This is a genomic window from Cupriavidus sp. CP313 (assembly GCF_054072015.1).
In genome coordinates this window covers 52,938-79,347 of the sequence record NZ_JBSVZB010000022.1, presented here as the reverse complement: position 1 = coordinate 79,347, position 26,410 = coordinate 52,938, and the positions used below count along the sequence as shown (strand labels likewise).

The 26,410-nt window shown below is 66.6% G+C and carries 25 protein-coding genes and 1 pseudogene; 17 read left to right on the top strand and 9 right to left on the bottom strand.

What is annotated here, in order from left to right; translation table 11 throughout:
• The first annotated feature begins 90 nt into the window (after positions 1 to 90).
• The 8 genes from ACW4E8_RS26550 (at position 91) to ACW4E8_RS26515 (ending at position 8,321) form a co-directional block, all read left to right on the top strand.
• Positions 91 to 1,014 carry a histone deacetylase family protein gene (locus ACW4E8_RS26550; RefSeq protein ID WP_456807234.1) on the top strand — a complete coding sequence of 308 codons (924 nt, stop codon included), beginning with the start codon at positions 91 to 93 and terminating at the stop codon, positions 1,012 to 1,014.
• A gap of 12 nt (positions 1,015 to 1,026) precedes the next feature.
• Complete coding sequence (locus ACW4E8_RS26545; protein ID WP_456807233.1) at positions 1,027 to 1,830, top strand: enoyl-CoA hydratase; 804 nt, start codon at positions 1,027 to 1,029, stop codon at positions 1,828 to 1,830.
• Positions 1,831 to 1,994: 164 nt separating this feature from the next.
• Positions 1,995 to 3,029 carry a methionine ABC transporter ATP-binding protein gene (locus ACW4E8_RS26540; RefSeq protein WP_114132306.1) on the top strand — a complete coding sequence of 345 codons (1,035 nt, stop codon included), beginning with the start codon at positions 1,995 to 1,997 and terminating at the stop codon, positions 3,027 to 3,029.
• Positions 3,019 to 3,672 (top strand): methionine ABC transporter permease, encoded by a 654-nt coding sequence (locus ACW4E8_RS26535; protein WP_010812940.1) that lies wholly within the window; start codon positions 3,019 to 3,021, stop codon positions 3,670 to 3,672. The genes ACW4E8_RS26540 and ACW4E8_RS26535 overlap by 11 nt, the downstream gene beginning before the upstream one ends.
• 46 nt (positions 3,673 to 3,718) lie before the next feature.
• The gene (locus ACW4E8_RS26530; RefSeq protein WP_456807232.1) at positions 3,719 to 4,516 is read left to right on the top strand and encodes a MetQ/NlpA family ABC transporter substrate-binding protein; all 798 of its coding nucleotides are present in this window, start codon (positions 3,719 to 3,721) and stop codon (positions 4,514 to 4,516) included.
• A gap of 218 nt (positions 4,517 to 4,734) precedes the next feature.
• Positions 4,735 to 5,484: an electron transfer flavoprotein subunit beta/FixA family protein gene (locus tag ACW4E8_RS26525; protein ID WP_456807231.1), complete on the top strand. Its 750-nt coding sequence runs from the start codon at positions 4,735 to 4,737 to the stop codon at positions 5,482 to 5,484.
• A gap of 18 nt (positions 5,485 to 5,502) precedes the next feature.
• Positions 5,503 to 6,438 carry an electron transfer flavoprotein subunit alpha/FixB family protein gene (locus ACW4E8_RS26520; RefSeq protein WP_456807230.1) on the top strand — a complete coding sequence of 312 codons (936 nt, stop codon included), beginning with the start codon at positions 5,503 to 5,505 and terminating at the stop codon, positions 6,436 to 6,438.
• Between the two features lie 98 nt (positions 6,439 to 6,536).
• Entirely contained in the window at positions 6,537 to 8,321 is a 1,785-nt protein-coding gene (locus tag ACW4E8_RS26515) for an acyl-CoA dehydrogenase (protein WP_456807229.1), read from the top strand.
• A 78-nt stretch (positions 8,322 to 8,399) separates the two neighbouring features.
• On the opposite strand, the gene ACW4E8_RS26510 is transcribed toward ACW4E8_RS26515, so the two are convergent.
• Positions 8,400 to 9,704 carry a D-amino acid dehydrogenase gene (locus tag ACW4E8_RS26510; protein WP_456807228.1) on the bottom strand — a complete coding sequence of 435 codons (1,305 nt, stop codon included), beginning with the start codon at positions 9,702 to 9,704 and terminating at the stop codon, positions 8,400 to 8,402.
• Between the two features lie 108 nt (positions 9,705 to 9,812).
• Between ACW4E8_RS26510 and ACW4E8_RS26505 the strand changes: the two genes are divergently transcribed.
• Positions 9,813 to 10,316, top strand: coding sequence for an Lrp/AsnC ligand binding domain-containing protein (locus ACW4E8_RS26505; protein ID WP_340523957.1), 504 nt, complete (start codon positions 9,813 to 9,815; stop codon positions 10,314 to 10,316).
• Between the two features lie 11 nt (positions 10,317 to 10,327).
• Positions 10,328 to 11,548 (top strand): PA0069 family radical SAM protein, encoded by a 1,221-nt coding sequence (locus tag ACW4E8_RS26500; RefSeq protein WP_456807294.1) that lies wholly within the window; start codon positions 10,328 to 10,330, stop codon positions 11,546 to 11,548.
• 296 nt (positions 11,549 to 11,844) lie between these two features.
• On the opposite strand, the pseudogene ACW4E8_RS26495 reads toward ACW4E8_RS26500, so the two are convergent.
• From ACW4E8_RS26495 to ACW4E8_RS26475, 5 genes and pseudogenes are all read right to left on the bottom strand, one after another.
• Positions 11,845 to 12,753 (bottom strand): annotated as a pseudogene (locus tag ACW4E8_RS26495) (LysR family transcriptional regulator).
• Between the two features lie 22 nt (positions 12,754 to 12,775).
• The gene (locus ACW4E8_RS26490; RefSeq protein WP_456807227.1) at positions 12,776 to 13,261 is read right to left on the bottom strand and encodes an NINE protein; all 486 of its coding nucleotides are present in this window, start codon (positions 13,259 to 13,261) and stop codon (positions 12,776 to 12,778) included.
• Between the two features lie 136 nt (positions 13,262 to 13,397).
• Entirely contained in the window at positions 13,398 to 13,553 is a 156-nt protein-coding gene (locus tag ACW4E8_RS26485) for a hypothetical protein (protein WP_456807226.1), read from the bottom strand.
• Positions 13,554 to 13,851: 298 nt separating this feature from the next.
• Positions 13,852 to 14,253, bottom strand: a complete 402-nt coding sequence (locus ACW4E8_RS26480) for a hypothetical protein (RefSeq protein WP_013955877.1) — start codon at positions 14,251 to 14,253, stop codon at positions 13,852 to 13,854.
• Between the two features lie 154 nt (positions 14,254 to 14,407).
• Positions 14,408 to 15,535 (bottom strand): PQQ-dependent sugar dehydrogenase, encoded by a 1,128-nt coding sequence (locus tag ACW4E8_RS26475; protein WP_456807225.1) that lies wholly within the window; start codon positions 15,533 to 15,535, stop codon positions 14,408 to 14,410.
• 152 nt (positions 15,536 to 15,687) lie between these two features.
• On the opposite strand from ACW4E8_RS26475, the gene rpsP reads away from it, so the two are divergent.
• The 5 genes from rpsP (at position 15,688) to ACW4E8_RS26450 (ending at position 18,817) form a co-directional block, all read left to right on the top strand.
• Positions 15,688 to 15,942: a 30S ribosomal protein S16 gene (rpsP, locus tag ACW4E8_RS26470; protein WP_078195596.1), complete on the top strand. Its 255-nt coding sequence runs from the start codon at positions 15,688 to 15,690 to the stop codon at positions 15,940 to 15,942.
• Between the two features lie 111 nt (positions 15,943 to 16,053).
• Positions 16,054 to 16,677, top strand: a complete 624-nt coding sequence (gene rimM / locus ACW4E8_RS26465; RefSeq protein WP_456807293.1) for a ribosome maturation factor RimM — start codon at positions 16,054 to 16,056, stop codon at positions 16,675 to 16,677.
• 55 nt (positions 16,678 to 16,732) lie between these two features.
• Entirely contained in the window at positions 16,733 to 17,515 is a 783-nt protein-coding gene (gene trmD, locus ACW4E8_RS26460) for a tRNA (guanosine(37)-N1)-methyltransferase TrmD (protein WP_035822286.1), read from the top strand.
• Positions 17,516 to 17,590: 75 nt separating this feature from the next.
• Entirely contained in the window at positions 17,591 to 17,983 is a 393-nt protein-coding gene (rplS, locus tag ACW4E8_RS26455; protein ID WP_340523941.1) for a 50S ribosomal protein L19, read from the top strand.
• Between the two features lie 153 nt (positions 17,984 to 18,136).
• Complete coding sequence (locus ACW4E8_RS26450; RefSeq protein ID WP_456807224.1) at positions 18,137 to 18,817, top strand: CoA pyrophosphatase; 681 nt, start codon at positions 18,137 to 18,139, stop codon at positions 18,815 to 18,817.
• 12 nt (positions 18,818 to 18,829) lie between these two features.
• Here the strand turns inward: ACW4E8_RS26450 and ACW4E8_RS26445 are convergent, their stop codons facing one another.
• Positions 18,830 to 19,678, bottom strand: coding sequence for a sulfurtransferase (locus ACW4E8_RS26445; RefSeq protein ID WP_456807223.1), 849 nt, complete (start codon positions 19,676 to 19,678; stop codon positions 18,830 to 18,832).
• Positions 19,679 to 19,885: 207 nt separating this feature from the next.
• On the opposite strand from ACW4E8_RS26445, the gene dnaE reads away from it, so the two are divergent.
• Positions 19,886 to 23,398 (top strand): DNA polymerase III subunit alpha, encoded by a 3,513-nt coding sequence (gene dnaE, locus ACW4E8_RS26440; protein ID WP_456807222.1) that lies wholly within the window; start codon positions 19,886 to 19,888, stop codon positions 23,396 to 23,398.
• A gap of 18 nt (positions 23,399 to 23,416) precedes the next feature.
• On the opposite strand, the gene ACW4E8_RS26435 is transcribed toward dnaE, so the two are convergent.
• Both ACW4E8_RS26435 and ACW4E8_RS26430 read right to left on the bottom strand, forming a co-directional pair.
• Complete coding sequence (locus ACW4E8_RS26435; protein ID WP_456807221.1) at positions 23,417 to 24,490, bottom strand: glycosyltransferase family 4 protein; 1,074 nt, start codon at positions 24,488 to 24,490, stop codon at positions 23,417 to 23,419.
• A gap of 38 nt (positions 24,491 to 24,528) precedes the next feature.
• Positions 24,529 to 25,308, bottom strand: coding sequence for a glycosyltransferase family 2 protein (locus ACW4E8_RS26430; RefSeq protein WP_456807220.1), 780 nt, complete (start codon positions 25,306 to 25,308; stop codon positions 24,529 to 24,531).
• A 299-nt stretch (positions 25,309 to 25,607) separates the two neighbouring features.
• Between ACW4E8_RS26430 and ACW4E8_RS26425 the strand changes: the two genes are divergently transcribed.
• The gene (locus tag ACW4E8_RS26425; RefSeq protein ID WP_456807219.1) at positions 25,608 to 26,381 is read left to right on the top strand and encodes a glycosyltransferase family 25 protein; all 774 of its coding nucleotides are present in this window, start codon (positions 25,608 to 25,610) and stop codon (positions 26,379 to 26,381) included.
• Positions 26,382 to 26,410: the final 29 nt, after the last annotated feature.

The window sequence follows — 26,410 nt, the reverse complement described above, 5'->3', positions numbered from 1 at the left end:
CCGTCACGACATGGCGCGCCGGCGCCGCTGGGTGGCATGGGCTGGCGTGTGCTAACGTAGCGATTGGAGACAACATTGCGACGATAAGAGATGCCGACAGGCTATTACACGCACCCCGAGTTCCAGCGGCACGAGATGGGGCATTTCCATCCGGAGTGCCCGGAACGCCTGCAGGCGATCGAGGATCACCTGATTTCGCACGGCCTGGACGGGCTGCTGGAGCGCCGCGAAGCCCCGCCCGCCACGCGCGAGCAGCTAGAGCGCGTGCACCGTCCCGACTATGTCGATTCGCTCGAACGCGCCAGCCCGGCCAGCGGCTATCACGCGATCGATCCGGATACCTCGATGAACTCGCACACGCTCGCCGCCGCCACGCTGGCCGCTGGCGCGGCGGTGGCGGCCACCGATGCGGTGATCGCGGGCGAGTTCGAGAACGCATTCTGCTGCGTGCGCCCGCCCGGCCACCACGCAGAGCCTGACCGCGCCATGGGCTTCTGCTTCTTCAACAACGTCGCCATCGCCGCGCGCCACGCGCTGCAGGCGCACGGGCTGGAGCGCGTGGCGATCATCGATTTCGACGTGCACCACGGCAACGGCACCGAAGCGGCGTTTCGCGGCGATGAGCAGGTGATGATGTGCAGCATTTTCCAGCACCCGTTCTATCCGTACAGCGGCACCGAGCATCTTGCGCCCAATATGGTTAACATCCCGCTGCCGGCCTATTCCAACGGCATGGCAGTGCGCGAAGTGGTCGAAACCATCTGGCTGCCGCGGCTCAATGAATTCCGCCCGCAGATGCTGTTCATTTCCGCCGGCTTTGACGCGCACCGCGAGGACGACCTGGGCCAGATGGGCCTGGTGGAGCAGGACTACGCCTGGATCACCGGCCAGCTGGTGGACCTTGCGCGCACCCATGCCCAGGGCCGCATCGTCAGTTGCCTGGAGGGCGGCTACAACCTGAGCGCGCTGGGCCGCAGCGTGCTGGCGCACCTGAAGGTGCTGCTGGAACGATAGGAGAGCATGGCCATGGCCGAGAACGATGCGCGCCTGGACGCGCCGCTGCTGACCGAATCGCGCGACGCCGCGGGCGTGGTGCGACTGACCATGAATCGGCCGCAGGCGTTCAATGCACTGTCAGAAGGGCTGCTCGACGCACTGACCGAAGCCCTCGGCCGGCTGGCGTCGGACGACACCGTGCGCGTGGTGGTGCTGGCCGGCGCCGGCAAGGCATTCTGCGCCGGGCACGACCTGCGCGAGATGCGGGCTTCGCCGTCGCACGACTACTACCGGCGCTTGTTCGACCGCTGCACGCGCATGATGATGGCGATCCAGAAGATGCCGCAGACGGTGCTTGCGCGCGTGCAGGGCATCGCCACGGCGGCGGGCTGCCAGCTGGTGGCCATGTGCGACCTGGCGGTGGCTGCCGACGATGCGCGCTTTGCGGTGTCCGGCGTCAACCTGGGGCTGTTCTGTTCGACGCCCGGGGTGGCGTTGTCGCGCAACCTGCACCGCAAGCAGGCAATGGAGATGCTGCTGACCGGCGACATGATCGACGCCGAAACCGCCCGTGAGCGCGGGCTGGTGAACCGGGTGGTGCCCGCTGCCCAGCTGGACGAAGAGGTGGCCCGCCTGGCCGCCAGCATCTGCGCCAAGCCGGCCGCCGCGGTGGCCGCCGGCAAGGGCCTGTTCTACCGCCAGCTGGAAATGGGCATCGACGCCGCCTACCAGCTCGCCGGCCAGACCATGGCCTGCAACATGATGGACGAGTCGGCGCTGGAGGGGGTGCAGGCCTTCATTGACAAGCGCTCGCCGTCCTGGCATGGCTCATAATCGACTTTTTTGCTTCTTATATGCCGGGAACGTATAAAGACATCGGTAAAAAGTCGTTTATGGTATGAAGCGAATCGCATAAAATACGCGCTTCAGAAAAATAACGAGCGGCAACAGCGCTGGAGATCCCTCGCCTGTTGCCGTTTTCTTTTGGTCACCTTTCCATGATCGAACTGCAAGGACTGTCGCAGCGCTTCCCGGGCGCGTCTGGCGACGTGCATGCATTGCGGGACGTCAGCCTGTCGATAGCGGCGGGCGAAGTCTTCGGCATTATCGGCCGCAGCGGCGCCGGCAAGAGCACGCTGGTACGCGCCATCAACCTGTTGAACCGGCCCTCGAGCGGCCGCGTGATCGTCGCGGGCCAGGAACTGACAGCGCTGGACACGGGCGCGCTGCGCCTGGCCCGCCGCGAGATCGGCATGATCTTCCAGCACTTCAACCTGCTGTCGTCGCGCACGGTGTATGAGAACGTGGCGCTGCCGCTGGAACTGGCCGGCAAGCCCAAGGCTGAGATCGCCGCGACGGTGCTGCCGCTGCTGGACCTGGTGGGCCTGTCTGCCCTGAAGGACCGCTATCCGGCGCAGATCAGCGGCGGGCAGAAGCAGCGCGTGGGCATTGCGCGCGCGCTGGCCAGCAAGCCCAAGGTGCTGCTGTCGGACGAGGCCACTTCTGCGCTGGACCCGGAAACTACCCGCTCCATCCTGGAGCTGCTCAAGCAGATCAACCGCGACCTGGGCCTGACCATCGTGATGATCACGCACCAGATGGAAGTCATCAAACAGGTCTGCGACCGCGTGGCCGTGCTTGAAGCCGGCCAGGTGGTGGAGACCGGGCGCGTGATCGACGTATTCCTGCGCCCGCAGCACGACGTCACCCGCGCCATGATCGGCGACGTCATCTCGCAGGAACTGCCGGCCAGCGTGCTCAAGCGCGTGGAGAGCCGGCTGGGCAACGGGCGCGACCACGTCTACCGCCTGGCCTTCACCGGCGAGGGCGTCGACCAGCCGGTGCTGGCCCAGGCGATCCGCCGCTACGGGCTGGACTTCAATATCCTGCACGGGCATATCGACGAGATCCAGGGCCAGGCCTTCGGCTCGCTGGCGATCATGGCCACGGGCGAACTGGCCGACGTGAAGGCGGCGATGGAATACCTGCAGGCGCAAGGCGTCGTGGTGGAGGAGTTCGAGCATGTGGTCTGAAATGTTTGACCTGTTCCTGACCTCGTTCAACGAGACCCTGCTGATGGTGGCGATCTCGGGCGTGGTCGGCTCGCTGCTGGGCGTGCCGCTGGGCGTGCTGCTGCACCTGACCAACCGTGGCGGCGTGCTGTCGCATCCGCTGTTCAACCGCAGCATCGGCGTGGTGGTCAACGCGGTGCGCTCGATCCCGTTCATCATCCTGCTGGTGGTGGTGATCCCGTTCACGCGCTTTATCGTCGGGTCGTCGATCGGCACCACGGCGGCGATCGTGCCGCTGACCATCGCGGCGATCCCGTTCATCGCGCGCCTGGTGGAAAGCGCGCTGCGCGAGGTCGACAAGGGCCTGGTCGAGGCGGCGCAGTCGATGGGCGCCACCACCCGCCAGATCGTGTGGAAGGTGCTGCTGCCCGAGGCCATGCCCGGCATCGTCGCCGGCCTGACCATCACCTTTGTCAGCCTGGTCGGCTATTCGGCCATGGCCGGCGCGATCGGCGGCGGCGGCCTGGGCGACCTGGGCATCCGCTACGGCTACCAGCGCTATATCACCGAGGTCATGGTGGCGGTGGTGGTGATCCTGATCGTGTTCGTGCAGGCCGTGCAGAGCTTCGGCGACTGGCTCGTCCGCCGCATCAGCCACCGTTAATCAGCCACCGCCAAACCAATTATTTTCTGAAACAGGAACGCATATCATGCAACGTCGCAACCTGCTGCAATGGATTCTCGGCGCCGCGATCGGCGCAACGCTGGCCACCGGCGCCGTCGCCCAGGAAAAGCCGATCAAGATCGGCGTGACCGGCGGCCCGCACGCCCAGATCATGGAACAGGTGAAGAAGGTCGCCGCCAAGGACGGCCTGAACATCCAGGTGGTCGAGTTCAGCGACTACATCCAGCCCAACGCCGCGCTGGCTGCCGGCGACCTGGACGCCAACAGCTACCAGCACCTGCCGTACCTGGAAGCCCAGATCAAGGACCGCGGCTACAAGTTTACGCACATCGCCTATACGGTGACCTTCCCGATGGGCGTGTACTCCAAGAAGATCAAGTCGCTCGACCAGCTCAAGCAGGGCGCGCGCGTGGGCGTGCCCAACGATCCCACCAACGGCGGGCGCGGCCTGTTGCTGCTGCAAAGCAAGGGCGTGATCAAGCTCAAGCCCAACGCCGGCCTGAAGGCCACGCCGCTGGACATCGTCGAGAACCCGAAGAAGATCCGCATCGTCGAGCTGGACGCCGCGCAGCTGCCGCGCTCGCTGGATGACCTGGATGCCGCTGCCATCAACGGCAACTACGCGGAATCGGCCGGCCTGTCGCCAATCAAGGACGCCATTGCCATCGAAGGCCCGAAGGGTCCGTACGCCAACCTGATCGCGATCCGCGAGACCGACAAGAGCAAGCCCTGGGTGGCCAAGCTGGTGAAGGCCTACCACTCGCCGGAAATCAAGCAATACGTCACATCGACCTTCAAGGACTCGGTCATTACCGCCTGGTAAGCCGACGTCACTTTGAGGCTTTCATCCAATCAGACGATGCCCGCAAGCCCCGGTTTGCGGCACAATCGTCGGACGGCTGGGATCTGCCGGGCTATGCCCGGCATCATTTTGCCGATAAAATAGTACGATCGTTCGAAAAACAGGAGAGCCGCCAACCCGGTGGTTATAATGACGAGCGAACAAAATTTCTGACTATCAGCTATCAGTGGAGTGAGCGCATGAAAGTACTCGTCGCAGTCAAGCGGGTGGTGGATTACAACGTCAAGGTCCGCGTCAAGCCGGACGGCAGTGGCGTCGATCTGGCCAACGTGAAGATGAGCATGAACCCCTTCGACGAAATCGCCGTGGAAGAGGCCGTGCGCCTGAGGGAAGCCGGCGTTGCCACCGAAGTGATCGCCGTCTCGTGCGGTGTCACGCAGTGCCAGGAAACCCTGCGCACCGCGATGGCCATCGGTGCCGACCGCGGCATCCTGGTGGAATCGAACGAAGACCTGCAACCGCTGGCCGTGGCCAAGCTGCTGAAGGCGCTGATCGACAAGGAACAGCCGCAACTGGTGATCCTGGGCAAGCAGGCCATCGACGACGACTCCAACCAGACCGGCCAGATGGTGGCCGCGCTGGCTGGGCTGCCGCAAGCCACGTTCGCCTCGAAGGTGGTGGTTGCCGACGGCAAGGCCTCGGTGACGCGTGAAGTCGATGGCGGCCTTGAAACGCTGTCGCTCAAGCTGCCGGCCGTGGTCACGACCGACCTGCGCCTGAACGAGCCGCGCTACGTGACGCTGCCGAACATCATGAAGGCCAAGAAGAAGCAGCTCGATATCGTCAAGCCGGAAGACCTCGGCGTCGACGTCAAGCCGCGCCTGTCGACCCTGAAGGTGGTCGAGCCTGCCAAGCGCAGCGCGGGTGTGATGGTGCCGGACGTCGCGACGCTGGTGCAGAAGCTGAAGAACGAAGCCAAGGTTATCTGAGCGCGGGGGAGAAATAACATGACTGCACTCGTCATTGCTGAACACGACAATCAATCCATCAAGGCCGCCACGCTGAACACCGTGACTGCCGCTGCCCAGTGCGGCGGCGACGTGCACGTGCTGGTCGCCGGCGCCAACGCCAAGGCCGCGGCCGATGCCGCCGCCAAGATCGCCGGCGTGACCAAGGTCCTGCTGGCCGACGCACCGTACTTTGGTGACGGCCTGGCCGAGAACGTGGCCGAGCAGGCGCTGGCCATCGCCAACGACTACTCGCACATCCTGGCCCCGGCCACCCCGTACGGCAAGAACATCCTGCCGCGCGTGGCTGCCAAGCTGGACGTGGCCCAGATCTCGGAAATCTCCAAGGTCGACGCCCCGGACACGTTCGAGCGCCCGATCTACGCCGGCAACGCCATTGCCACGGTCAAGTCGGAAGACAAGATCAAGGTCATCACCGTGCGCGGCACCGCCTTTGACGCCGCTGCCGCCGAAGGTGGCTCGGCTGCCGTCGAGACCCTGCCGGCCGTGGCCGACGCAGGCGTTTCGCAGTTTGTTTCGCGCGAAGTGGCCAAGAACGACCGTCCGGAGCTGACCGCCGCCAAGATCATCGTCTCGGGTGGCCGTGGCGTGGGTTCGGGTGAAAACTACACCAAGGTGCTGACGCCGCTGGCCGACAAGCTGGGCGCCGCGCTGGGCGCTTCGCGCGCCGCCGTGGACGCCGGCTTCGTGCCGAACGACTACCAGGTCGGCCAGACCGGCAAGATCGTCGCGCCGCAGCTGTACATCGCCGTCGGTATCTCCGGCGCGATCCAGCACCTGGCCGGCATGAAGGATTCCAAGGTGATCGTTGCGATCAACAAGGATGCCGAAGCCCCGATCTTCTCCGTGGCCGACTACGGCCTGGTGGGCGACCTGAACACCGTGGTGCCGGAGCTGGTGGCAGCATTGGGCTGATGCCTCGCCGGCCGCCAGGCGGCCGGCACGGGTAGCAAGTACGAGCCGTTCCGGGGGTGACCCGCGAACGGCTTTTTCATACATGTTGGGAGACATCGATGACTTACCGTGCGCCGATCAAGGACATGCTGTTCGTCATGAACGAGCTGGCCGGGCTTGAGGCCGTCAGCAAACTGCCGGGCTTCGAAGAAGCCACGCCGGAAACGGCCGAGGCCGTGCTGGATGAGGCTGCCAAGTTCAACGAGCAGGTCGTCGCGCCGCTGAACCGCGCCGGCGACCTGGATCCGAGCAGCTGGAAGGATGGCGTGGTCACCACCACGCCTGGTTTCAAGGATGCGTTCCGCCAGTTCGGCGAGGGCGGCTGGCAGGGCGTGCTGCATCCGCAGGAGTTTGGCGGCCAGGGCCTGCCCAAGCTGATCGCCACCGCCTGCAACGAGATGCTGAACAGCGCGAACCTGTCGTTCGCGCTGTGCCCGCTGCTGACCGACGGTGCCATCGAGGCGCTGCTGACGGCCGGCACGGATGAACAGAAGACCACCTTCCTGCCGAAGCTGATTTCGGGCGAATGGACCGGCACCATGAACCTGACCGAGCCGCAGGCCGGCTCGGACCTGGCCGCGGTGCGCACCCGTGCCGAGCCGCAGGGCGACGGCACCTACAAAGTGTTCGGCACCAAGATCTTCATCACCTACGGCGAGCACGACATGGCGAAGAACATCGTCCATCTGGTGCTGGGCCGCACGCCCACCGCGCCTGAGGGCGTCAAGGGCATCTCGCTGTTCATCGTGCCGAAGTTCATGGTCAACGCCGATGGCAGCACCGGTGAGCGCAATGACGTGCATTGCGTCTCGATCGAGCACAAGCTGGGCATCAAGGCGAGCCCCACGGCCGTGCTGCAGTTCGGCGATCATGGCGGCGCCATCGGCACGCTGGTCGGCGAAGAGAACCGTGGCCTCGAGTACATGTTCATCATGATGAACTCGGCACGCTTCTCGGTCGGCATGCAGGGCATCGCAGTGTCCGAACGCGCCTACCAGCAGGCGGTGGGCTTTGCGCGCGAGCGCGTGCAGAGCCGCCCGGTCGATGGTTCGGCGCGCGAGGCGGTGACCATCATCCACCACCCGGACGTCAAGCGCATGCTGATGACCATGCGCGCGCTGACCGAAGGCGCACGCGCCGTGGCCTACGTGGCCGCGGCCGCCAGCGACGCCGCGCACCAGCATCCCGACGAGGCCGTGCGCAGGCAGAACCAGGCTTTCTACGAGTTCCTGGTGCCGGTGGTGAAGGGCTGGAGCACCGAGCTGTCGATCGATGTCACCAGCCTGGGCGTGCAGGTGCACGGCGGCATGGGCTTTATCGAGGAGACCGGCGCGGCGCAGCACTACCGCGATGCGCGCATCCTGCCGATCTACGAAGGCACCACGGCAATCCAGGCCAACGACCTGATCGGCCGCAAGACCGTGCGCGACGGCGGCGCCGTGGCACGCGCGATCTGCGCGCAGATCGCCGAGACCGAGGCCGCGCTGGGCAAGCACAGCTGCACCGCGTTCACTGCGGTGCAGGCGCAGTTGGCCAAGGGCCGCGTGGCGCTGGAAGACGTAGTGGCGTTTGTTGTGGCCAATGCCAAGTCCGACCCGAACGCCGTCTTTGCCGGCAGCGTGCCTTACCTGAAGCTGTGCGGCATCGTGTTCTCCGGCTGGCAGTTCGGCCGTGCGATGCTGGCTGCCGATGCCAAGCGCGCCGAGGATCCTGCCTTCCACGATGCCAAGATCGCGACCGCGCATTTCTTCGCCGAGCACATCCTGTCGCAGGCGTCGGCATTGCGTGATGCCGTCGTCAGCGGCGGGGCGCCGGTCAATGCGCTGACCGCCGAGCAGTTCTGAGCGCCACGCGCGGCGCGCAGACGTAAGAAGGGCGACCCTGCGGGGTCGCCCTTTTTGCTGGTCGGGACGGTGTCTGGGTCAGGCGGCAGCCGGGCGCGGTGCCAGGTGCTGGCGCGCGGGCTTCAGGTAGCGGCCTACCGACAGGTCGTCGGCGCGCATCGCGGGCGACTTGCCCGAGACCAGGTCCGACAGCAGCTTGCCCGAGCCGCAGGCCATGGTCCAGCCCAGCGTGCCGTGGCCGGTGTTCAGCCACAGGCCGCGCACCTGGGTCGGGCCGACAATGGGCGTGCCGTCCGGCGTCATCGGGCGCAGGCCGGTCCAGAAGGTGGCGCGGCTGACATCACCGGCGCCCGGGAACAGGTCGGTCACCACGTGTTCGAGCGTGCGGCGCTTGGCCGGATCGAGGCTGCGGTCATAGCCGACGATCTGCGCCATGCCGCCCACGCGGATGCGGTCTTCGAAGCGGGTGATGGCGACCTTGTAGGTCTCGTCCAGCACCGTGGAAACCGGGCTGCGCGAGGCATCGGTCATCGGCACCGTGATCGAGAAGCCCTTGAGCGGGTAGACCGGCAGGTTGGACATGCCCGACAGGAACGGCTTGACCAGTTGCCTCGACCAACTGCCCAGCGCCACCACCACCAGGTCGGCGGCCATCGGCTCGCCGTTGACCACGGCGCCGGTGACGGCGTCACCCTGGGTCATCAGGCTGTCGATCGATCGGTTGTACAGGAACCTGACGCCCAGCGTCCCGGCCATGCCGGCCAGGCGTTGCGTGAACAGCGCGCAGTCGCCGGTTTCGTCATTGGGGAGGCGCAGGCCGCCGGCCAGCTTGTGGCGGACGGCGGCCAGCGCCGGTTCGCTCGCGGCGAGTTCCTCGCGCGAAAGCAACTGGTAGGGCACCCCGGCTTCTTCCAGCACGGCGATGTCCTTGGCCGCGCCTTGCAGCTGCTCTTCGGTGCGGAACACCTGCAGCGTGCCTTGCTGGCGGCCTTCGTAAGCGATGCCGGTTTCCGCGCGCAGCGCGCGGATGCAGTCGCGGCTGTACTCGGCCAGCCGCACCATGCGCTCCTTGTTGACGGCGTAGCGCCCGGCGCTGCAGTTCATCAGCATCTGCCACATCCATTGCAGCTGGAACAGCGTGCCGTCCGGACGGATGCTGAGCGGCGCGTGTTCCTGGAACATCCACTTGATCGCCTTGAGCGGCACGCCGGGCGCGGCCCACGGCGACGCATAGCCGGGCGAGATCTGTCCCGCGTTGGCAAAGCTGGTGCCGAGCGCGGGACCCGCCTCGCGGTCGACGACGGTCACTTCGTGACCGGCCTTGGCCAGGTACCACGCACTGGTGACGCCAATAACGCCACTGCCAAGTACGAGAACGCGCATGTTCGGGGGCTCCAACTGCGATGACGAGTAGATGAAGGATTTGTCTCTATACTATTGAATACAATCCAGTCATAGTTACCGAATTTCTCAGGAAAACAGGAAAAACTCATGAGAACGAGTCGGCAGCCGACCCGCACCCTCGACCGGCTCGACCGCAAGATCCTGATGGCGCTGCAAAGCGACGGCAGGATGTCGATGAAGGACCTGGCCGAGGCGGTCGGGCTGACCATCACGCCCTGCATCGAGCGCGTCAAGCGACTGGAGCGCGATGGTGTCATCATGGGCTACTACGCGCGGCTGAACCCGGCGCTGCTGGGCAGCGCGCTGCTGGTGTTCGTCGAGATCTCGCTGGGCAACAAGTCGGGCAATATGTTCGAGCAGTTCCGGCGCGAGGTGCTGCGCATCCCGGAAGTGCTGGAATGCCACCTGGTCTCGGGTGATTTCGATTACCTGATCAAGGCGCGCATCCGCGAGATCGGCGAATACCGCCGGCTGCTGGGCGATATCCTGCTGCAGCTGCCCGGCGCAGCGCAGTCGAAGAGCTATGTGGTGATGGAAGAGATCAAGGAGACGCTGGCGATTTCCGTCGAGGAAAAGAGCCAGGCAGTGTGACCAAGGCCAGCATGGAGCGCCCCCCGCAGAAACCCAAGCCCGCCAGCAGCCGCCCGACGCGGCCCGATGCCGACCCGGACGCGCTCGCGCCGCAGGCAGGCCAGCGGCCGGCCGTGGCGCGCAAGGGCCGGGGCGCCGTGAGCAACCTGCAGGGGCGTTTCGAGCGCGACCTGCGTGAAGCATTCGACGATGGCTGGGGCAGTGCACCGGAAGAGGCACCGCGTACCATCGAGGCCGCACCGCCGCCGGAAGCAGCCCCGCTGCCGCCGCTGCGCACGGAAGTCCATATCGAGCGCGCCCGTTCGGTCCTGACGCGCAATGCATCGCCCGACATCCCATTCGATGTCTCGCTCAACCCCTACCGCGGTTGCGAGCACGGCTGCATCTACTGCTTCGCCCGGCCGACGCACGCCTACCTGGACCTGTCACCGGGGCTGGATTTTGAAACGCAGCTTTATGCCAAAGCCAACGCCGCCGAGCGGCTGCGCGAGACGCTGGCACGGCCGTCGTACCGCTGCGAGACCATCGCGCTGGGCGTCAACACTGACGCCTACCAGCCGATCGAGCGCGAGCAGCGCATCACGCGCGGTATTCTGGAGGTTCTAAAGGAGTGCGACCACCCGGTCGCCCTGATCACCAAGTCGTCGCTGATCGAGCGTGATATCGACCTGCTCGCGCCGATGGCGGCGAAGCGGCTGGCGGTGGCGGCGGTCACCATCACCACGCTGGACGCCGGCATCGCGCGCACGCTGGAGCCGCGCGCGGCCACGCCGTCGCGCCGGCTGCGCACCATCCGCACGCTGACCGACGCGGGCATCCCGGTGGGTGTGAGCATCGCCCCGGTGATCCCGTTCATCACCGAACCCGACCTGGAGCGTGTATTGGAAGCGGCGCACGAAGCGGGCGCCGTCTATGCAAACTACATCGTGCTGCGGCTGCCCTGGGAAGTGCGGCCGCTGTTCGAGGAATGGCTGCTGGCGCATTTTCCCGACCGCGCGGAACGGGTGATGAACCGCGTCCGTGACATGCGCGAGGGCAAAGCCTACGATGCCAGCTTTGCCTCGCGCATGCGCGGTACGGGCGTGTGGGCGGACTTGCTGCGCCAGCGTTTCTACAAGGCCGCCGAACGGCTAGGCTTCCGTTACAACCGGTTCGAGCTGGATACGTCGCGTTTCCGCCCGCCAGTCAGGGGGCCCCGCGGCAAGGACGATCCGCAGGGTTCGCTGTTCTGAGTCTTCTGAGCGCGCTCGGTGGCCTGCTGGTCGCCGATCATGCTGCTGGCGAGTTCCAGCGCGGCCTTCGCGCTCGATGGCGGCAGTCCCGAGGACAGCGCCAGCCTGACAGCGATCGCCGCCAGGCGTCCTTCCTCATAGGTTGGCATGTCGATGTTTGCTCCTTTGCGCCAGGGTGTGGCCCCGCCGCGCGTGACGCCGCCGGAATCGGACGGCTCTTCCAGTATGGGCCAATTGACGGAAAGGGGAGCCGCCGTTTACGCCGGCCTTGATCGTGCGCAAGCGCGCAGTGCGCCCTAGGTATCGGGCCGGTCCCAGTAGGGCGGGTTGCCGAAGCGCTCGGCGAAGAAATCCACGAAGGCGCGTGTCTTGGGCGGTACCAGGTGCCGGCTGGGAAACACTGCCCAGATCGACACTGCCGGCACCACCGGGTATTCGTCCAGCACCGTCACCAGCGCGCCGCTGCGCAACAGCGGGCCCACATCCCAGGTCGACTTGAGCGAGATGCCGACGCCGGCCACCACCGCGTCGCGCAGCACTTCGCCGTTGTCCACGCGCAGGTTGCCCCGCACGTTCACCACGGTCTCGCCCAGCGGCGTATTGAAGCGCCACGCCGACTGGTCGGCCAGCACCAGGCAGTTGTGCTAGCGCAGGTCGTCCGGGTGGCGCGGCACGCCATGGCGCTGCAGGTATGCGGGTGAGGCGCAGATCACGCGGTGGCTGGGTGCGAGCGCGCGTGCCACCAGCGTGGAATCGGGCAGCACGCCCATGCGCAGCGCCACGTCGATGCTGGCATCGACCAGTCCGATCACCTGGTCGGTCAGGCGCAGGTCAAGCGCGATGTCGGGATAGGCGGCAAGGAATTCGGGCAGCGCCGGCGAGACATGCTGGCGCCCGAAGGACGCCGGCGCGGTCACGCGCAACGGCCCGCGCGGGTACTCGGCGCTGGTGCCGACCGATGCGCTGGCCAGATCCGCGGTGGCAAGCAACTGCTCCGCATGCGGCAGGAAGCGTTCGCCGTCGGCGGTGAGTGCCAGCCGGCGTGTGGTGCGATGCAACAGGCGGCTGCCCAGCGACTGTTCCAGCCGGCCCAGACGGGCACTGGCGGTGGAGGTGGACAAGCCCAGGTCGCGCGCGGCGGCCGACAGGTTGCCCAGTGCCGCGGCGCGGACGAAGACGGCAATGTCGAGCAGGTCGAAATGCACGGCGCCAATGTCGCCGCGGCCGCTATTGCGACAACGCGCGGGCGGCCTCGACCTGCGATTCGAAGAAGGTCTGGAAACTGATCGCCAGCCCGGCCATCAGCAGGCCGGTGCCGATCAGCAGCGACAGGATCACCAGGATCACCACCGGCCAGCCGGAGCGCGTAGGTTTGCCGTGCCGGTTGAAGCGTGCGTCCCATTTGTCGTCCGGGCGCAGCCCGTAGACGATGGCCGCCAGGAAGGCGCTGATGACGGAGGCTCCGCCGGCGACGGCGAAGGTCAGCGCCGGGGTGCCCGCGCCGGTCGCCATCGAGGCCACGCCGATCGCGCCCGCCAGCAGCGCCAGCAGGTGCGCCCAGCCATACGGGTCGCGCAGGCCGCCCAGGTAAAAGCGATGCGCGCCCAGGCTGCCGAACAGGAACGCCAGCGCCACGGTCAGCAGCTTCGATTTGCCGCGGGCGGGCGGCGAGGCGAGCGTGGAGGCATGGCGGGCTGGCGTGGCTGCAGGCATGGTCGGATATCCGGCGGTTGCGGGCCGGCAATGCACCGGCACAGGAACGGCGGCACACGAGTACCGGCCGGCCCACATTGTACGCCGGCAGTCAGCGCAAGAAAGGGAGGTGCGTCAGAAGACGCGCAGGACGGCGCTAATGCCAGCCGGACTGCAGGCCGTCCAGGAAGGCAGCCGCGTGCTCGCTGATATGGGTTTCGCCGTAGAGGACCAGGGTCAGGATGCCCATGAACAGGATTGACAGCGATAACTGGCCGGCGTGTTCGGCCAGGTCGCTAAGAAGGGATGACATGATAAACCTCACAGAATTATTGTTATTGTCTTTCTGGAGGCTGCGCCCGGGCCGTCTTGATCGGGTCCGGCAGGAGGTGTCGGGCAGAGGCAGGTCAGTTCGATTGCCGTCTGCACTGGACGGCACGCTGTGAGCCCCGGGCAGCGCCGGGCGGCAGCCTGTGCGTGGCACCCGGAAAGCGGGGCACACACTTAAATAGAGACACGGGGAGCGGGGGAGGAGTTCCGCGAACAGCCGAAAGACCGTTGGGCAGTGCAGCAATGGGCGGGGTTGTGCCGACAGCCGTCAGCAGCGACCTTTATCGGCCATTGTCGCGGCCACGTGCCTGCCAGCCGGGACCGACGTTGCCTGGCCGGGAGTCGTTGCGGGCTTCATTGGGGTTGTCGCGTTCCTGGCCCCGGCCGCGGTTGTCGTCGCGGGCACCAGCCAGCGCGGCGCGGCGCCCGCTCAGGCGGTCGTCGGCACGGGCGCGTGCCTCCATGCGGTCGATCTGGGCTTGCACGTGCTCGCGGCTCTCGGCGCGCACGCTGGCCATCTGCCAGCCGTCGCGGGGCTGCGGCTGCATCCGTGCGGACCGGCCATCGGGCCGTACTTGTTGCCAGAACGCGACCTGGGCATGGCTGGCGGCAACCGCGCCGACCAGGCCCGAGGCCACCAGGATGCCAGCCACCAGGTCGCGCAGGAGAGAGCGGGTGAGCATGCGGATTCCCAGGTTCCTGACGCGCTGTGTTGCTGTTGGAAGATGGGTTCATGGTACGCATGGGTCATCGGGGCGCCTATGCCAATCCCGTTACCGGTGTAACGGATTGTTTCGCCCCCCCCAGACCCCCGTTCCGTGGGGTTTTCAGCGGGGTTCAGGGTCGGTAGCGGATGCGGTAAATGGCCCCGGCAAGGTCGTCGCTGACCAGCAGCGAACCGTCCGGCGCAACCAGGACGTCGACCGGGCGGCCCCACGGCCTGCCGCCGCGCAGCCAGCCCTGCGCGAACACTTCCTGGTGCACCGCCTTGCCGGCATCGTCGAGCGCCACGCGGACCACGCGGTAGCCGGACGGCTCGCTGCGGTCCCAGCTGCCGTGCTCGGCAATGAAGACGTTGTTGCGGTAGGCCGCCGGGAATTGCGTGCCGGTGTAGAAGCGCATGCCCAGGGCCGCCACGTGCGCGCCCAGGCGGGCCACCGGCGGCACGAACTCGGCGCAGGGGCGCTGGCTGCCGTATTCGGGATCGGCAACCGCGCCGGCATGGCAGTACGGGTAGCCGAAATGCTGGCCGGCAGCGGTGGCGCGGTTGAGTTCGTCGTCGGGCACGTCGTCGCCCATGCGGTCGCGGCCGTTGTCGGTGAACCACAGTTCGCGCGTGGCCGGGTGCCAGTCGAAGCCGACGGTGTTGCGCACCCCGCGTGCCACCACCTGCAGGTCGCTGCCGTCGGGCTTCATCTTCATGATGTTGGCGTAGCGGTTCTCGTCGGGCGCGCAGATATTGCATGGCGCGCCGACCGGCACGTAGAGGTAGCCGTCGGGACCGAAGGCGATGAATCTCCAGCCGTGGTGCCCGTCCGTCGGGAAGCGGTCGCTCACCACCGTTGGTGCCGGCGGCTTGTCGAGGCTGGCCTCGATATGGTCGATCCGCACGATCTTCGACACCGAGGACGCATACAGGCTGCCGTCGTGCAACGCCACGCCGACCGGCATGCGCAGCCCGGTGGCGACCGTGCGCACGCGCGGCCGGGCCCCCAGCGCGTCGGTCACTGCGTAGACCTTGCCTTCGCTGCGCGAGCCGACGAAGAGCGTGCCCGACGGCGACATCGCCATGGCGCGCGCGCCGGGCACGTCCTGCGTCAGCACCTCGATGCGGAAACCAGGCGGCAGCCGGACCTGGTCCAGCGGCAGGGCGGCCGGCGCGGACCCGGTGCCTGCCAGCAGTACAATGGCGAGCAGGGCCGTAGGCCGTACGGTGCGTGCCATGAAGTGCAGAGCCGGGCGCATGTCGGGCCTCCTGTCGCGGTTTTTGCCACGATGCCTGCACGGCAGGCGCGCGTCAATCACCTAAGTGTTTGTTTGGCCTCGGTAATTGGGCTATACTCTTGCGTTTCGTGTTCGAACGTCCTCGAACACCCCGTTTTCTGAGGAATCATTCCATGGTCGTTATCCGTCTGGCTCGCGGCGGCAGCAAGAAGCGCCCGTTCTTCAACATCGTCGCCACCGACTCGCGCAACCGTCGCGATGGTCGTTTCATCGAGCGCGTTGGTTTCTACAACCCGCTGGCTACGGAAGGTGAAGAAGGCCTGCGCCTGTCGCAAGACCGCCTGGCCTACTGGCAAGGCGTTGGCGCCCAACTGTCGCCGACCGTTGCCCGCCTGGTCAAGCAAGGCGCAGCCAAGGCTGCTGCCTGATAGCTGCCTGCAGCGCGCCCCGTCGAGCCGTTTTTACGGCCGGCCGGGCGCGTTCTTATTGCACACGTGACTGAACGAAAGCAGGGCGCCGCCCGACCGCTGAACCGACCGCTGGTTCAGCCCCCGGGCGAGCCGCAAAAGGCTTGCAAACTGCCCGCGGCGCTCCTGTATGCCGACCCCCTGCCGGAAGACCTGGTGGAGGTCGGCTATATTGGCGCTGCCTACGGCATCCGTGGCTGGATCAAGGTCTTGCCGCATGCCGATGATGCTTCGGCCTTGCTGCATGCCCGCCGCTGGTGGCTGCTGGCACCGCCGCAGGCGGGGCTGGTGGCGGCCGATGCGTCGCGTGCCCAGCCCGTCTGCGTAAAGATCGCGCAGTCGCGCGAGCACAGCGGCACCGTCGTGGCGCAAGCGTCCGGCGTGGCCGACCGCAATCTTGCGGAAGCGCTCAAGGGCCGTCGCGTGTGGATCCGGCGTGCGGATTTTCCCGCGCCGGAAGAAGATGAGTTCTACTGGGTCGACCTGATCGGCTGCACCGTCAGCAACGAGCAAGGCGAGTTGCTGGGCGAGGTGTCCGGGCTGATCGACAACGGTGCCCACCAGATCCTGCAGGTGGCCTGCGTGCTCCCTGACGGCAAGGCCGGCGAACGGCTGATCCCGTTTGTCGATGCGTTCCTGCGCTCGGTGGATACCGCGGACAGGCGCATCGTGGTGGACTGGGGACTCGACTACTGAGCCTGTGCCCGCGATGGTGCGGGATAGGCGCAGGATTGGGATTGGGAGAGAGCGGATGCAGTTCGATGTGATCACGCTGTTTCCCGACATGTTTCGCGCGCTGACCGACTGGGGTATCACCAGCCGGGCGGCCAAGCAGCAGCGGTATGGCTTGCGTACCTGGAATCCGCGTGATTTCACGGTCGACAACTACCGCACCATCGATGATCGTCCTTACGGCGGCGGCCCCGGCATGGTGATGCTGGCCAAGCCGCTGGATGACGCGATCGATGCCGCGGTGGCGGCGCAGGCGCAGGCCGGCGTGCCAAAGCCGCATGTGGTGCTGATGTCGCCGCAGGGCAAGACGCTGTCGCATGCCAAGGTGATGGAACTGGCCGAGCGGCCGGGCCTGGTCCTGCTGTGCGGCAGGTATGAGGCAATCGACCAGCGGCTGATCGACCGCCGCGTGGACGAGGAAATCAGCCTCGGCGACTTCGTGCTGTCGGGCGGCGAGCTGCCGGCGATGGCGCTGATCGACGCCGTGGTGCGGCACTTGCCCGGCGTGCTGGGCGATGCGCAGTCGGCCGTGCAGGACAGCTTTGTCAACGGCCTGCTGGATTGTCCGCACTACACGCGGCCGGAAGAATATGAAGGCGTGCGGGTGCCCGAGATCCTGCTCGGGGGCCATCACGCCGAGATCGAGAAATGGCGGCGCCAGCAGGCGCTGGCCAATACCGCGAGCAAGCGCCCCGACCTGATCGAGGCCGCTCGCGAACAGGGTTTGCTGACCCGGGCCGACGAGAAATTCTTGTCGGAATGGGCGGCGAAGGAAGGGCGGGGGGAGACCCCCGCCAGGTAAAACCCCATCCTCTGCCGGGGCCCGGGCAATGCCTGGGGCATACAACGCCGGCACGATGGCTACGGAGAAAAAACGATGAACATCATCGAGCAGATCGAGAAGGAAGAGATCGCGCGTCTGACCGCGAACAAGACCATCCCCGCATTCGCACCTGGCGACACCGTGATCGTCAACGTGAACGTGGTGGAAGGTACCCGCAAGCGCGTGCAGGCCTACGAAGGCGTCGTGATTGCCAAGCGCAACCGCGGCCTGAATTCGTCCTTCATCGTGCGCAAGATCTCGTCGGGTGAAGGCGTGGAACGTACGTTCCAGCTGTACTCGCCGCTGATCGCTGCCATCGAAGTGAAGCGTCGCGGCGACGTGCGTCGCGCGAAGCTGTACTACCTGCGCCAGCGTTCGGGCAAGTCCGCACGTATCAAGGAAAAGCTGGTGTCGAAGGCTGCTGTCGCTGCCAAGGCTGCGCAGTAAGCTGGGCATGCCGGCCGGGGCAGCCCGGCCAGCGTTTCCTCAGGAAGGGCACCCCAGGGTGCCCTTTTTGCATTGGCGCGGCGCAAACGGTGGAAGCGGCAGGCGCTTTTGCTGCGGCGCCAGAATGCGCGCTTCTGTCATACTTGCGATGTTATGCGTCCTGCTTTCGATCCCGAATCCCTTCCTGTCATCGATACCGACCTGGGCAACGGCGCGCTGAGCGCGCCGCGGCTGCAGGTCGACTTTATCCGGCACCGCTTCCAGGTGCCGCCGGCCTGGGCGCCGGAGCTGACCGATGAATCGCGCGTCTATGACCGCAGCCGCGGGCTGCGCGACGCCGCCGTGCTGGTGCCGCTGGTGGAGCGCCATGACGGCCTGACGGTGCTGCTGACGCAGCGCAATGCCAACCTGAGCGCGCATGCCGGGCAGATCAGCTTCCCGGGCGGGCGGCAGGAGTCATGGGATGTCAACCGAATCGACACGGCGCTGCGCGAGACGGAAGAAGAGGTGGGGCTGGCGCGCGACTATGTGGAAGTGCTGGGTGCGCTGCCGGACTACATCACCGGCACCGGTTTCCACGTGAGCCCCGTGGTAGGGCTGGTGCGTGACGGCTTCACGCTGCGCCCGGATGCCTCGGAAGTCGCTGATGTCTTCGAAGTGCCGCTCGCGTTCCTGATGGACCCGTCCCACCATGAACGGCGCCTGTTCCGCTGGGTCGACGGCGAGCGGGTGTTCTACGCCATGCCCTATCCGCGCGAGACTGGCGGCCACCGCTTTATCTGGGGCGCCACCGCGGGCATGCTGCGCAATCTTTACCATCTGCTGGCGGCCTGAGCCGCCGGGTTCTTACGCTGTGGCCTGGTCCTTGCTGCCGATGCAGTGGGGGCAGCTCTTGCCGACCACGTAGTGCGGGCTTTGCTGCGCCTCCGGCGTGACCACCGTGCGGCAGGCAAAGCACTGCTTGGGGCCGGCCGGCTCCAGGTTGGGGTTCAGCGCGGTGCGGTAGTCAAAGACGAAGCAGTCGCCGCGATAGTGGCTGCCGCCGACTTCCTCGAAGTACTTCAGGATGCCGCCCTCAAGCTGGTACACGCGCTCGACGCCGACTTCCTGCATATGGATCGCCGCCTTCTCGCAGCGGATGCCGCCGGTGCAGAACGACACCACGGTCTTGCCTTCCAGCTCCGCCTTGTGGGCCGCCACTGCCTCGGGAAATTCGCTGAACTTGGCGATGTCGTATTCGACGGCGTCTTCGAACGTGCCAACCGCGACTTCGAAATCATTGCGCGTGTCCAGCAGCACCACCGGGCGGCCTTCGTCGTCGTGCCCCTGGTCCAGCCAGCGCTTCAGGTCGGCCGGCCGCACTGACGGCGCGCGGCCTTCCTCGGGGCGGATCAGCGGCATCTTCATGGTGATGATTTCCTTCTTGGCGCGCACCAGCATGCGCTTGAAGGGCTGGTGCTCCGACAGGCTTTCCTTGGGCGCGATATCGGCAAAGCGCGCATCGGCGTGCAGCCAGGCCATGAAACCGTCGATGGCTGCGCGCGAGCCGGCCAGGAACATATTGATGCCTTCCGGCGCGAGCAGGATCGTGCCTTTCAGGCCGGCCGCTTCGCAGCGCTCGCGCATGGCCGGGCGCAGGGTCTCGATGTCGTCCAGCGAGACGAATTTGTAAGCGGAAATATTGACGATCTGCATGAGAGACTGCGCCTGCACGGCCGCGTCCGGGAGGGCGCCGACGGCTTGCGATAACTGCCTGATTGGAAAGGCGAAATTATAACCCGTGCGGGCGCCGCCGCCGCGCATTCCCAAGCACTCCGATCAGCTATGCCAGGCCCTCGCGCCAAGCCGCCTGCACGCAATATCGGAGGCATGCCAGCGGGCTGAGCCGGTACAATGTCGCCCATGTCCGCACCCCGCTTCGTACACCTCCGCCTGCATTCCGAATACTCCATCGTGGACGGCATCGTCCGCCTGGAAGACGCCGTCAAGGCCGCTGCCGCCGATGGCATGGGCGCGCTCGCCCTGACGGACCTCGCCAACGCCTTCGGGCTGATCCGTTACTACAAGGAGGCACGCGGCGGCGGCGTGAAGCCGGTGGTCGGTGCCGACGTCTGGCTCACCAACGCCGAGGACCGCGACAAGCCGTCGCGCCTGCTGCTGCTGGTGCAGGACCGCCGCGGCTACCTGAACCTGTGCATGCTGCTTTCGCGCGCGTGGCTGGGCAACCAGCACCGCGGCCGCGCCGAGATCGATCCGGCCTGGTTCCTGGAATCCGGCGAAGACGACCTGCCGCTGGCGACCGGCATGATCGCCCTGTCGGGCGCAATGGGTGGCGATATTGGCATGGCGCTGGCCAACGGCAATGCCGACGGTGCGCGCCGCGCGGCACAGCATTGGTCCACGGTATTCGCGCAGCGCTTCTACATCGAACTGCAGCGCGCCGGCAATGCCGGCACCGACGCCTACGTACAGCAGGCCGTGCAGCTCGCGGCGGAACTGCAACTGCCGGTGGTGGCCACGCATCCGGTGCAGTTCATGACGCCGGACGACTACACCGCGCACGAGGCGCGCGTGTGCATCGCCGAGGGCGAGCTGCTGGCCAATCCGCGCCGCACCCGGCGCTTTACCACCGACCAGTACTTCAAGACCCAGGACGAGATGTGCGCGCTGTTCGCGGACATCCCCTCGGCACTGGAGAACGCGGTCGAGATCGCGCGCCGCTGCAACCTGACGCTGGAGCTGGGCAAGCCGCGCCTGCCGCTGTTCCCGACGCCCGACGGCATGTCGCTGGACGACTACCTCGTCCACATGGCCAAGGACGGCCTGGAGAAGCGCCTGGCGGTGCTGTTCCCCGATGAAGCTGTGCGCGAGGCCAAGCGCCCGGAATACTACGCACGGCTGGAGTTCGAGACCGGCACCATCATCAAGATGGGCTTCCCCGGCTACTTCCTGATCGTGGCGGACTTTATCAACTGGGCCAAGAACAACGGCGTGCCGGTCGGACCGGGCCGCGGTTCGGGCGCCGGTTCGCTGGTGGCCTATGCGCTGGGCATTACCGACCTGGATCCGCTCAAGTACGCGCTGCTGTTCGAGCGTTTCCTGAACCCGGAACGGGTCTCGATGCCCGACTTCGATATCGACTTCTGCCAGCACGGCCGCGATCGCGTGATCACGTACGTGAAGGAGAAGTACGGCAAGGACGCGGTGTCGCAGATCGCCACCTTCGGCACCATGGCGGCCAAGGCCGCGGTGCGTGACGTGGGCCGCGTGCTCGACCTCGGCTACGGTTTTGTCGACGGCATCGCCAAGCTGATCCCGTTCAAGCCGGGCAAGCTGGTCACCATCGAAGAGGCCAAGAAGGAAGAGCCGCTGCTGACTGAGCGCGAGAACAACGAGGAAGAAGTGCGCCAGCTGCTGGAGCTGGCACAGCGCGTCGAAGGCATGACCCGCAACGTCGGCATGCACGCCGGCGGCGTGCTGATCGCGCCCGGCAAGCTGACCGACTTCTGCCCGCTGTACACGCAGGGCGCGCAGAACGACGGCATGAGCGGCGTGGTCAGCCAGTACGACAAGGACGACGTCGAGGCCGCCGGCCTGGTCAAGTTCGACTTTCTGGGCCTGACCACGCTGACCATCCTGGACTGGGCCGAGCGCTATATCCGCCGCCTGGACCCCAGCAAGGCCGACTGGAACTGCAGCCATATCCCGCTCGACGACAGCCCGGCCTTCGACATCCTGAAGACTGCCAACACCGTCGCCGTGTTCCAGCTGGAAAGCCGCGGCATGCAGGGCATGCTGAAGGACGCCAAGCCTGACCGCTTCGAGGACATCATCGCGCTGGTGGCGCTCTACCGCCCGGGCCCGATGGACCTGATCCCCAGCTTCTGCGCGCGCAAGCACGGCCGCGAGAGGGTGGAGTATCCCGATCCGCGCGTCGAGCCCGTCCTGAAAGAGACCTACGGCATCATGGTCTACCAGGAGCAGGTGATGCAGATGGCGCAGATCATCGGCGGCTACTCGCTTGGCGGCGCCGACCTGCTGCGCCGCGCCATGGGCAAGAAGAAGCCCGAGGAAATGGCGCAGCACCGCGTGATGTTCCGCGAGGGCGCCGACAAGAACGGCCTCTCCGCGCAGCAGGCCGACGACATCTTCGACCTGATGGAGAAGTTCGCGGGCTACGGCTTCAACAAGTCGCACGCGGCCGCCTATGCGCTGCTGGCGTACTACACCGCGTGGCTCAAGGCTCACCACCCGGCCGAATTCATGGCAGCCAACATGTCGCTGGCCATGGATGACACCGACAAGGTCAAGATCCTCTATGAGGACTGCAAGCTCAACAAGCTCGCGGTGCTGCCGCCCGACGTCAACGCCAGCGAATACCGCTTCGCGCCGACCGACCCCAAGACCATCCGCTATGGCCTGGGCGGCATCAAGGGCAGCGGCCAGGGCGCCATCGAAGACATCCTGCGCGCGCGCGAGGAGCGCCCGTTCACCGATCTGTTCGATTTCTGCGAGCGCGTCGACCGCCGCCAGGTCAACCGCCGCACCATCGAGGCCCTGATCCGCGCCGGCGCTTTCGACAGCCTGAATGACAACCGCGCCCAACTGCTGGCATCGGTCCCGATCGCGATGGAGGCCGCCGAGCAGAAGGCAGAATCCGCCAACCAGGTGTCGCTGTTCGACCTGATGGGCGATGCCGGCGAAGCGCACCGCCCCGAGCTGCTCGACGAGGCGCGCTGGAGCGCCAAGCGCACGCTGCAGGAAGAGAAGCAGGCGCTTGGTTACTACTTCTCCGGCCACCTGTTCGACGCCTACCGCGACGAGGTCCGCCGCTTCAACAAGGGCACGCTGGCCGCGCTGGAAAAGGAAGTGCAGGGCAACGGCGGCGGCTTCGGCCGCGACGTGCGCGGCAAGACCATCGCCGGCGTGATCGCCGGCATCCGCACGCAGATGACCCAGCGCGGCAAGATGCTGATCGTGACGCTGGACGACGGCACCGGGGTGGTCGAGATGACGGTGTTCAACGAGGTCTTCGATGCCAACCGGCAAATGTTCCGCGAGGACGAGCTGCTGATTGCCACGGGGAATGCGCGGCACGATATGTTTACCGGCGGGGTCAGGTTTACGGCGGAATCGGTGATGGACCTGGTGGCCGCACGCGTCAAGTTTGCCAGCGCCGTGCGGTTGTCGATGAATGGGAATTCGTCGACCGGGATGTTGCGTGAACTGCTGATGCCGCACCTGGCCCGGGCCAGCGGTGCGCAGGGTCTGCCGGTGCGCATCCACTACCAGTCGGCGGCGGCCTCGTGCGAGGCCATGCTGGGTCCTGACTGGCGTGTGGTGCCGTCGGACGATGCGCTGATGGCCTTGCGGCTGGCGCTGTCGCCGGACAGTGTCAGTACGGTTTACGAATAAGCCACGGAAGCGGCGGCCTCAGGCCGCCTGCCGGGCGGCGCGCGCGCTGGCGGCCAGCGTCAGCAGGGCATCGACGTGGGCGTCGATGCCGGGATCGTAGTCCAGCATCGCAATCGGGTTCGCCAGCCGGCCCTGGCCGGCGCGCGCCGAGTCGACCGCGGCGCGAATGGCATGGTCCAGCGTTTCGGCACGTTCGCGTGAAAACGCATGCACGGCCTGCGGCCGGATCACCTCCAGGCAGGCGATATTGTCAGCAAAGACCAGCGGCGTGCCGCACAGCACCGATTCCACGCCGACCAGCCCGAACGGCTCATAGCCTGATGCCAGGATGGTGAAGTCCGCGGCGCGGTAGAGCGCGTCGATCCTGCTGCTGTAGCCCAGTTCGCGGACCCGCGGGATGGTGCGCCCGACCGGGCGCCCAGCCACGGCCAGTGTGATCGGCAGGCTGGATTTCGAGAAGTAATCGGCCAGCAGGTCGAAGCCCTTGCGGGCATGGCCCGACGACGGGAACAGGAAGACGATCTCGTCGTCGCCGAAGCCGAACTCGCGGCGCAAGGCCGCCCGGGTGGCGGCATCGACCGGGGTGAAGCGCTGCGTATCGACCGGCGGGTAGATCAGGTCGACGCGATCTTCGGGGATACCGTACAGCTCAACAACCTCCCGCTGCATCAAGGCGGAGTGCGCGACCACGCGGTGCGCACCGGCGTACTGGGCGCTCTCCAGTTCGATCTGCCAGTGGTCCGAGCGGCGCGCTGTCGTGCCGCGCGCGGCGAGATAGCCGCGATGGGTGCCGCCGCAGATGGCGATGTCGGAGCCGCGCACGCGGTTGCAGCCGATCAGCACTTCGTCCGCAGGCCGGCGCGCTTGCAGCCGCCACGAGAAGTAGCGGTCGCGCAGCTTGCCGGGCAGCCACGACACCACGATCCGGTGCGGGGCAATGCCGGCCGACTCTGCCACGCCGGCGTCGAAGCGGCGCGCGTAGACCGATACCTCCGTGCCGGCGCGGCCTGCCATTGCCCGGCTGATGTCGAGCGCATAGCGTTCCAGGCCGCCGCCAGCGCCGAAGCGATTGCAGGAGATGCCAACTTTCATCGATGCATGGAATAAAGGGGAGGGGCGGCCGGCCGACCTCAACGGGTGACCTCAGGGGCGGCTGCCTTGAGATCGGCGTCGGCGTGCAACTGCGCCAGCTTGGCGTACTTGTAGTAGCTTGCCTGCGCATTCATCAGCGCCACGCCGAAGCCTGCGCTGCCGTCCAGGAAGCCGCGCTTGAGCAGGTAGGTCCGGATGAAGGCCCACAGGCCGTGGCCCGCGGCGGACGCCACCGAACTACGCTTGCCCCGCGCGTAGGCCTGCTGCGCGCCTGCGCTGGAGTAGCTGTCGATCTTGCGCAGCACGTCCGACAGTGTGCGGTAGCTGTAATGGATCAGCGGCTCGCGCAGATGGGTGACCGGGTCGTCCACCTTCAGGTGTTCGTGGACCAGGTCATCCGTGAAGCGGCCGCGGCCCTTGCGGAAGACGCGGGTCACATAGTCCGGATACCAGCCTGCGTGGCGCACGAAGGTGCCGCAGAACGCTGACAGGCGCGGCAGCGCAAGCGCGTGGGCGTCGGCCCGCTCAAGGTGGCCCAGGATCTCGTCGCGCAGGGCGGGCGTGACACGTTCATCGGCATCGAGACTCAGGATCCAGTCGCCCGTGGCGGCGTCAACCGCGCGGTTCTTCTGCGGGCCGAACCCAGGCCAGTCGTCGGTCTGGATGACAGTGGCGCCGGCGGCACGCGCAATCGCCACCGTGTCATCCGTGCTGGCCCAATCCACTATAATCGCCTCTTCGCACCAGGACACGCTTTCGAGGCATGGCCCGATATTGTGAGCTTCATTCCTGGTAATGATGACGGCCGAGACTCTCATGGAACATAGGGGAGGCACGCAGGTCGGACAAGACCGACGGGCCGCCGGAGTCGCCCACGGCGCCAGGCGCTGGATCGAGACCGCGTATTCTACCGCACTGGCGCATGGCGCCCTTCGCGCACCCTGATGCCATCGAGTCGGCTAGCGGGCCGTTTCCTGAACCTCAAATTGATGATACGAGCACAATTGTCCCGTTCTGCCGGGATGGAAGAAGTCTTCCTTCTGCCTGCGCGTGCAGCATTGGCCTCTCTCTTCCCGGCTGCAATCCGGGCAAGACTGGACGCACAGGCGCTGGCCGCATGATCGGCGCCTACGTCATCAATCTCGACACCGCGCGGGAACGCCGGGAGCGCATTTCCGGCCAGCTGGCGAGCCTTGGCATCCCGTTCCAGGTGTTCCGGGCCGTGGATGGCCGCGTGCTGGCGGAGGCGGAAGTGGCCAGCAAGTACGATGCCGCCGCCGCCGCCGCGCGCTACCGGCCCATGAGCCGGGGCGAGGTCGGGTGCGGGTTGAGCCACCTCGGTGTGTACCGCAAGATGCTGGACGACGGCGCCGCCTTTGCGCTGGTGCTGGAGGACGATGCTTCGCTTGGCCCCGACCTGGCAACCGCACTGGCCGACCTGGAGTCGCGCCTGGATCCGGACCGGGCCGAGGTGGTGCTGCTGTCCCATGTCGACAAGTACACCTGCTGGGGTGCCCGCAGGCTCGGCGGCGAACGACGCCTGGTCAGGCGCTACGGCGAATGGTGGCGCGCGCACGGCTACGTGGTGACGCGCGCCGCAGCGCAGCGGCTGCTGGCGGGCTTGCAGCCGATGTGGTGCGCGGCCGACTACTGGTCGGCCTTCGAAAAGCAGGGCCTGGTGTCGGTCAGTGCGGTGGTGCCATATTGCATCGGCCTGACCGAGCTGGCCGAGACCTCGTCGCTCGAAACGCATCGCGCCGACCTGGACGCCACCGACAAGTCTCACCGCAGCATCGGCTATTATCTGCGCCGCTACGTCTATCAGCGCTTCCTGTTCCAGCTCATCGTCAGGCCCTTCCTTCGGGTAGCCCGGCAGAAGCGGCCGGGCTAGCGCCGGGCCGGCACGCCGCCTCCACACAC

Excerpts from the sequence above, each read along its gene's own strand:
- ACW4E8_RS26550 (WP_456807234.1), top strand. The coding sequence starts at position 91 with ATGCCGACAGGCTATTACACGCACCCCGAGTTCCAGCGGCACGAGATG.
- ACW4E8_RS26545 (WP_456807233.1), top strand. The coding sequence starts at position 1,027 with ATGGCCGAGAACGATGCGCGCCTGGACGCGCCGCTGCTGACCGAATCG.
- ACW4E8_RS26540 (WP_114132306.1), top strand. The coding sequence starts at position 1,995 with ATGATCGAACTGCAAGGACTGTCGCAGCGCTTCCCGGGCGCGTCTGGC.
- ACW4E8_RS26535 (WP_010812940.1), top strand. The coding sequence starts at position 3,019 with ATGTGGTCTGAAATGTTTGACCTGTTCCTGACCTCGTTCAACGAGACC.
- ACW4E8_RS26530 (WP_456807232.1), top strand. The coding sequence starts at position 3,719 with ATGCAACGTCGCAACCTGCTGCAATGGATTCTCGGCGCCGCGATCGGC.
- ACW4E8_RS26525 (WP_456807231.1), top strand. The coding sequence starts at position 4,735 with ATGAAAGTACTCGTCGCAGTCAAGCGGGTGGTGGATTACAACGTCAAG.
- ACW4E8_RS26520 (WP_456807230.1), top strand. The coding sequence starts at position 5,503 with ATGACTGCACTCGTCATTGCTGAACACGACAATCAATCCATCAAGGCC.
- ACW4E8_RS26515 (WP_456807229.1), top strand. The coding sequence starts at position 6,537 with ATGACTTACCGTGCGCCGATCAAGGACATGCTGTTCGTCATGAACGAG.
- ACW4E8_RS26510 (WP_456807228.1), bottom strand. The coding sequence starts at position 9,704 with ATGCGCGTTCTCGTACTTGGCAGTGGCGTTATTGGCGTCACCAGTGCG.
- ACW4E8_RS26505 (WP_340523957.1), top strand. The coding sequence starts at position 9,813 with ATGAGAACGAGTCGGCAGCCGACCCGCACCCTCGACCGGCTCGACCGC.
- ACW4E8_RS26500 (WP_456807294.1), top strand. The coding sequence starts at position 10,328 with ATGGAGCGCCCCCCGCAGAAACCCAAGCCCGCCAGCAGCCGCCCGACG.
- ACW4E8_RS26490 (WP_456807227.1), bottom strand. The coding sequence starts at position 13,261 with ATGCCTGCAGCCACGCCAGCCCGCCATGCCTCCACGCTCGCCTCGCCG.
- ACW4E8_RS26485 (WP_456807226.1), bottom strand. The coding sequence starts at position 13,553 with ATGTCATCCCTTCTTAGCGACCTGGCCGAACACGCCGGCCAGTTATCG.
- ACW4E8_RS26480 (WP_013955877.1), bottom strand. The coding sequence starts at position 14,253 with ATGCTCACCCGCTCTCTCCTGCGCGACCTGGTGGCTGGCATCCTGGTG.
- ACW4E8_RS26475 (WP_456807225.1), bottom strand. The coding sequence starts at position 15,535 with ATGCGCCCGGCTCTGCACTTCATGGCACGCACCGTACGGCCTACGGCC.
- rpsP (WP_078195596.1), top strand. The coding sequence starts at position 15,688 with ATGGTCGTTATCCGTCTGGCTCGCGGCGGCAGCAAGAAGCGCCCGTTC.
- trmD (WP_035822286.1), top strand. The coding sequence starts at position 16,733 with ATGCAGTTCGATGTGATCACGCTGTTTCCCGACATGTTTCGCGCGCTG.
- rplS (WP_340523941.1), top strand. The coding sequence starts at position 17,591 with ATGAACATCATCGAGCAGATCGAGAAGGAAGAGATCGCGCGTCTGACC.
- ACW4E8_RS26450 (WP_456807224.1), top strand. The coding sequence starts at position 18,137 with ATGCGTCCTGCTTTCGATCCCGAATCCCTTCCTGTCATCGATACCGAC.
- ACW4E8_RS26445 (WP_456807223.1), bottom strand. The coding sequence starts at position 19,678 with ATGCAGATCGTCAATATTTCCGCTTACAAATTCGTCTCGCTGGACGAC.
- dnaE (WP_456807222.1), top strand. The coding sequence starts at position 19,886 with ATGTCCGCACCCCGCTTCGTACACCTCCGCCTGCATTCCGAATACTCC.
- ACW4E8_RS26435 (WP_456807221.1), bottom strand. The coding sequence starts at position 24,490 with ATGAAAGTTGGCATCTCCTGCAATCGCTTCGGCGCTGGCGGCGGCCTG.
- ACW4E8_RS26430 (WP_456807220.1), bottom strand. The coding sequence starts at position 25,308 with ATGAGAGTCTCGGCCGTCATCATTACCAGGAATGAAGCTCACAATATC.
- ACW4E8_RS26425 (WP_456807219.1), top strand. The coding sequence starts at position 25,608 with ATGATCGGCGCCTACGTCATCAATCTCGACACCGCGCGGGAACGCCGG.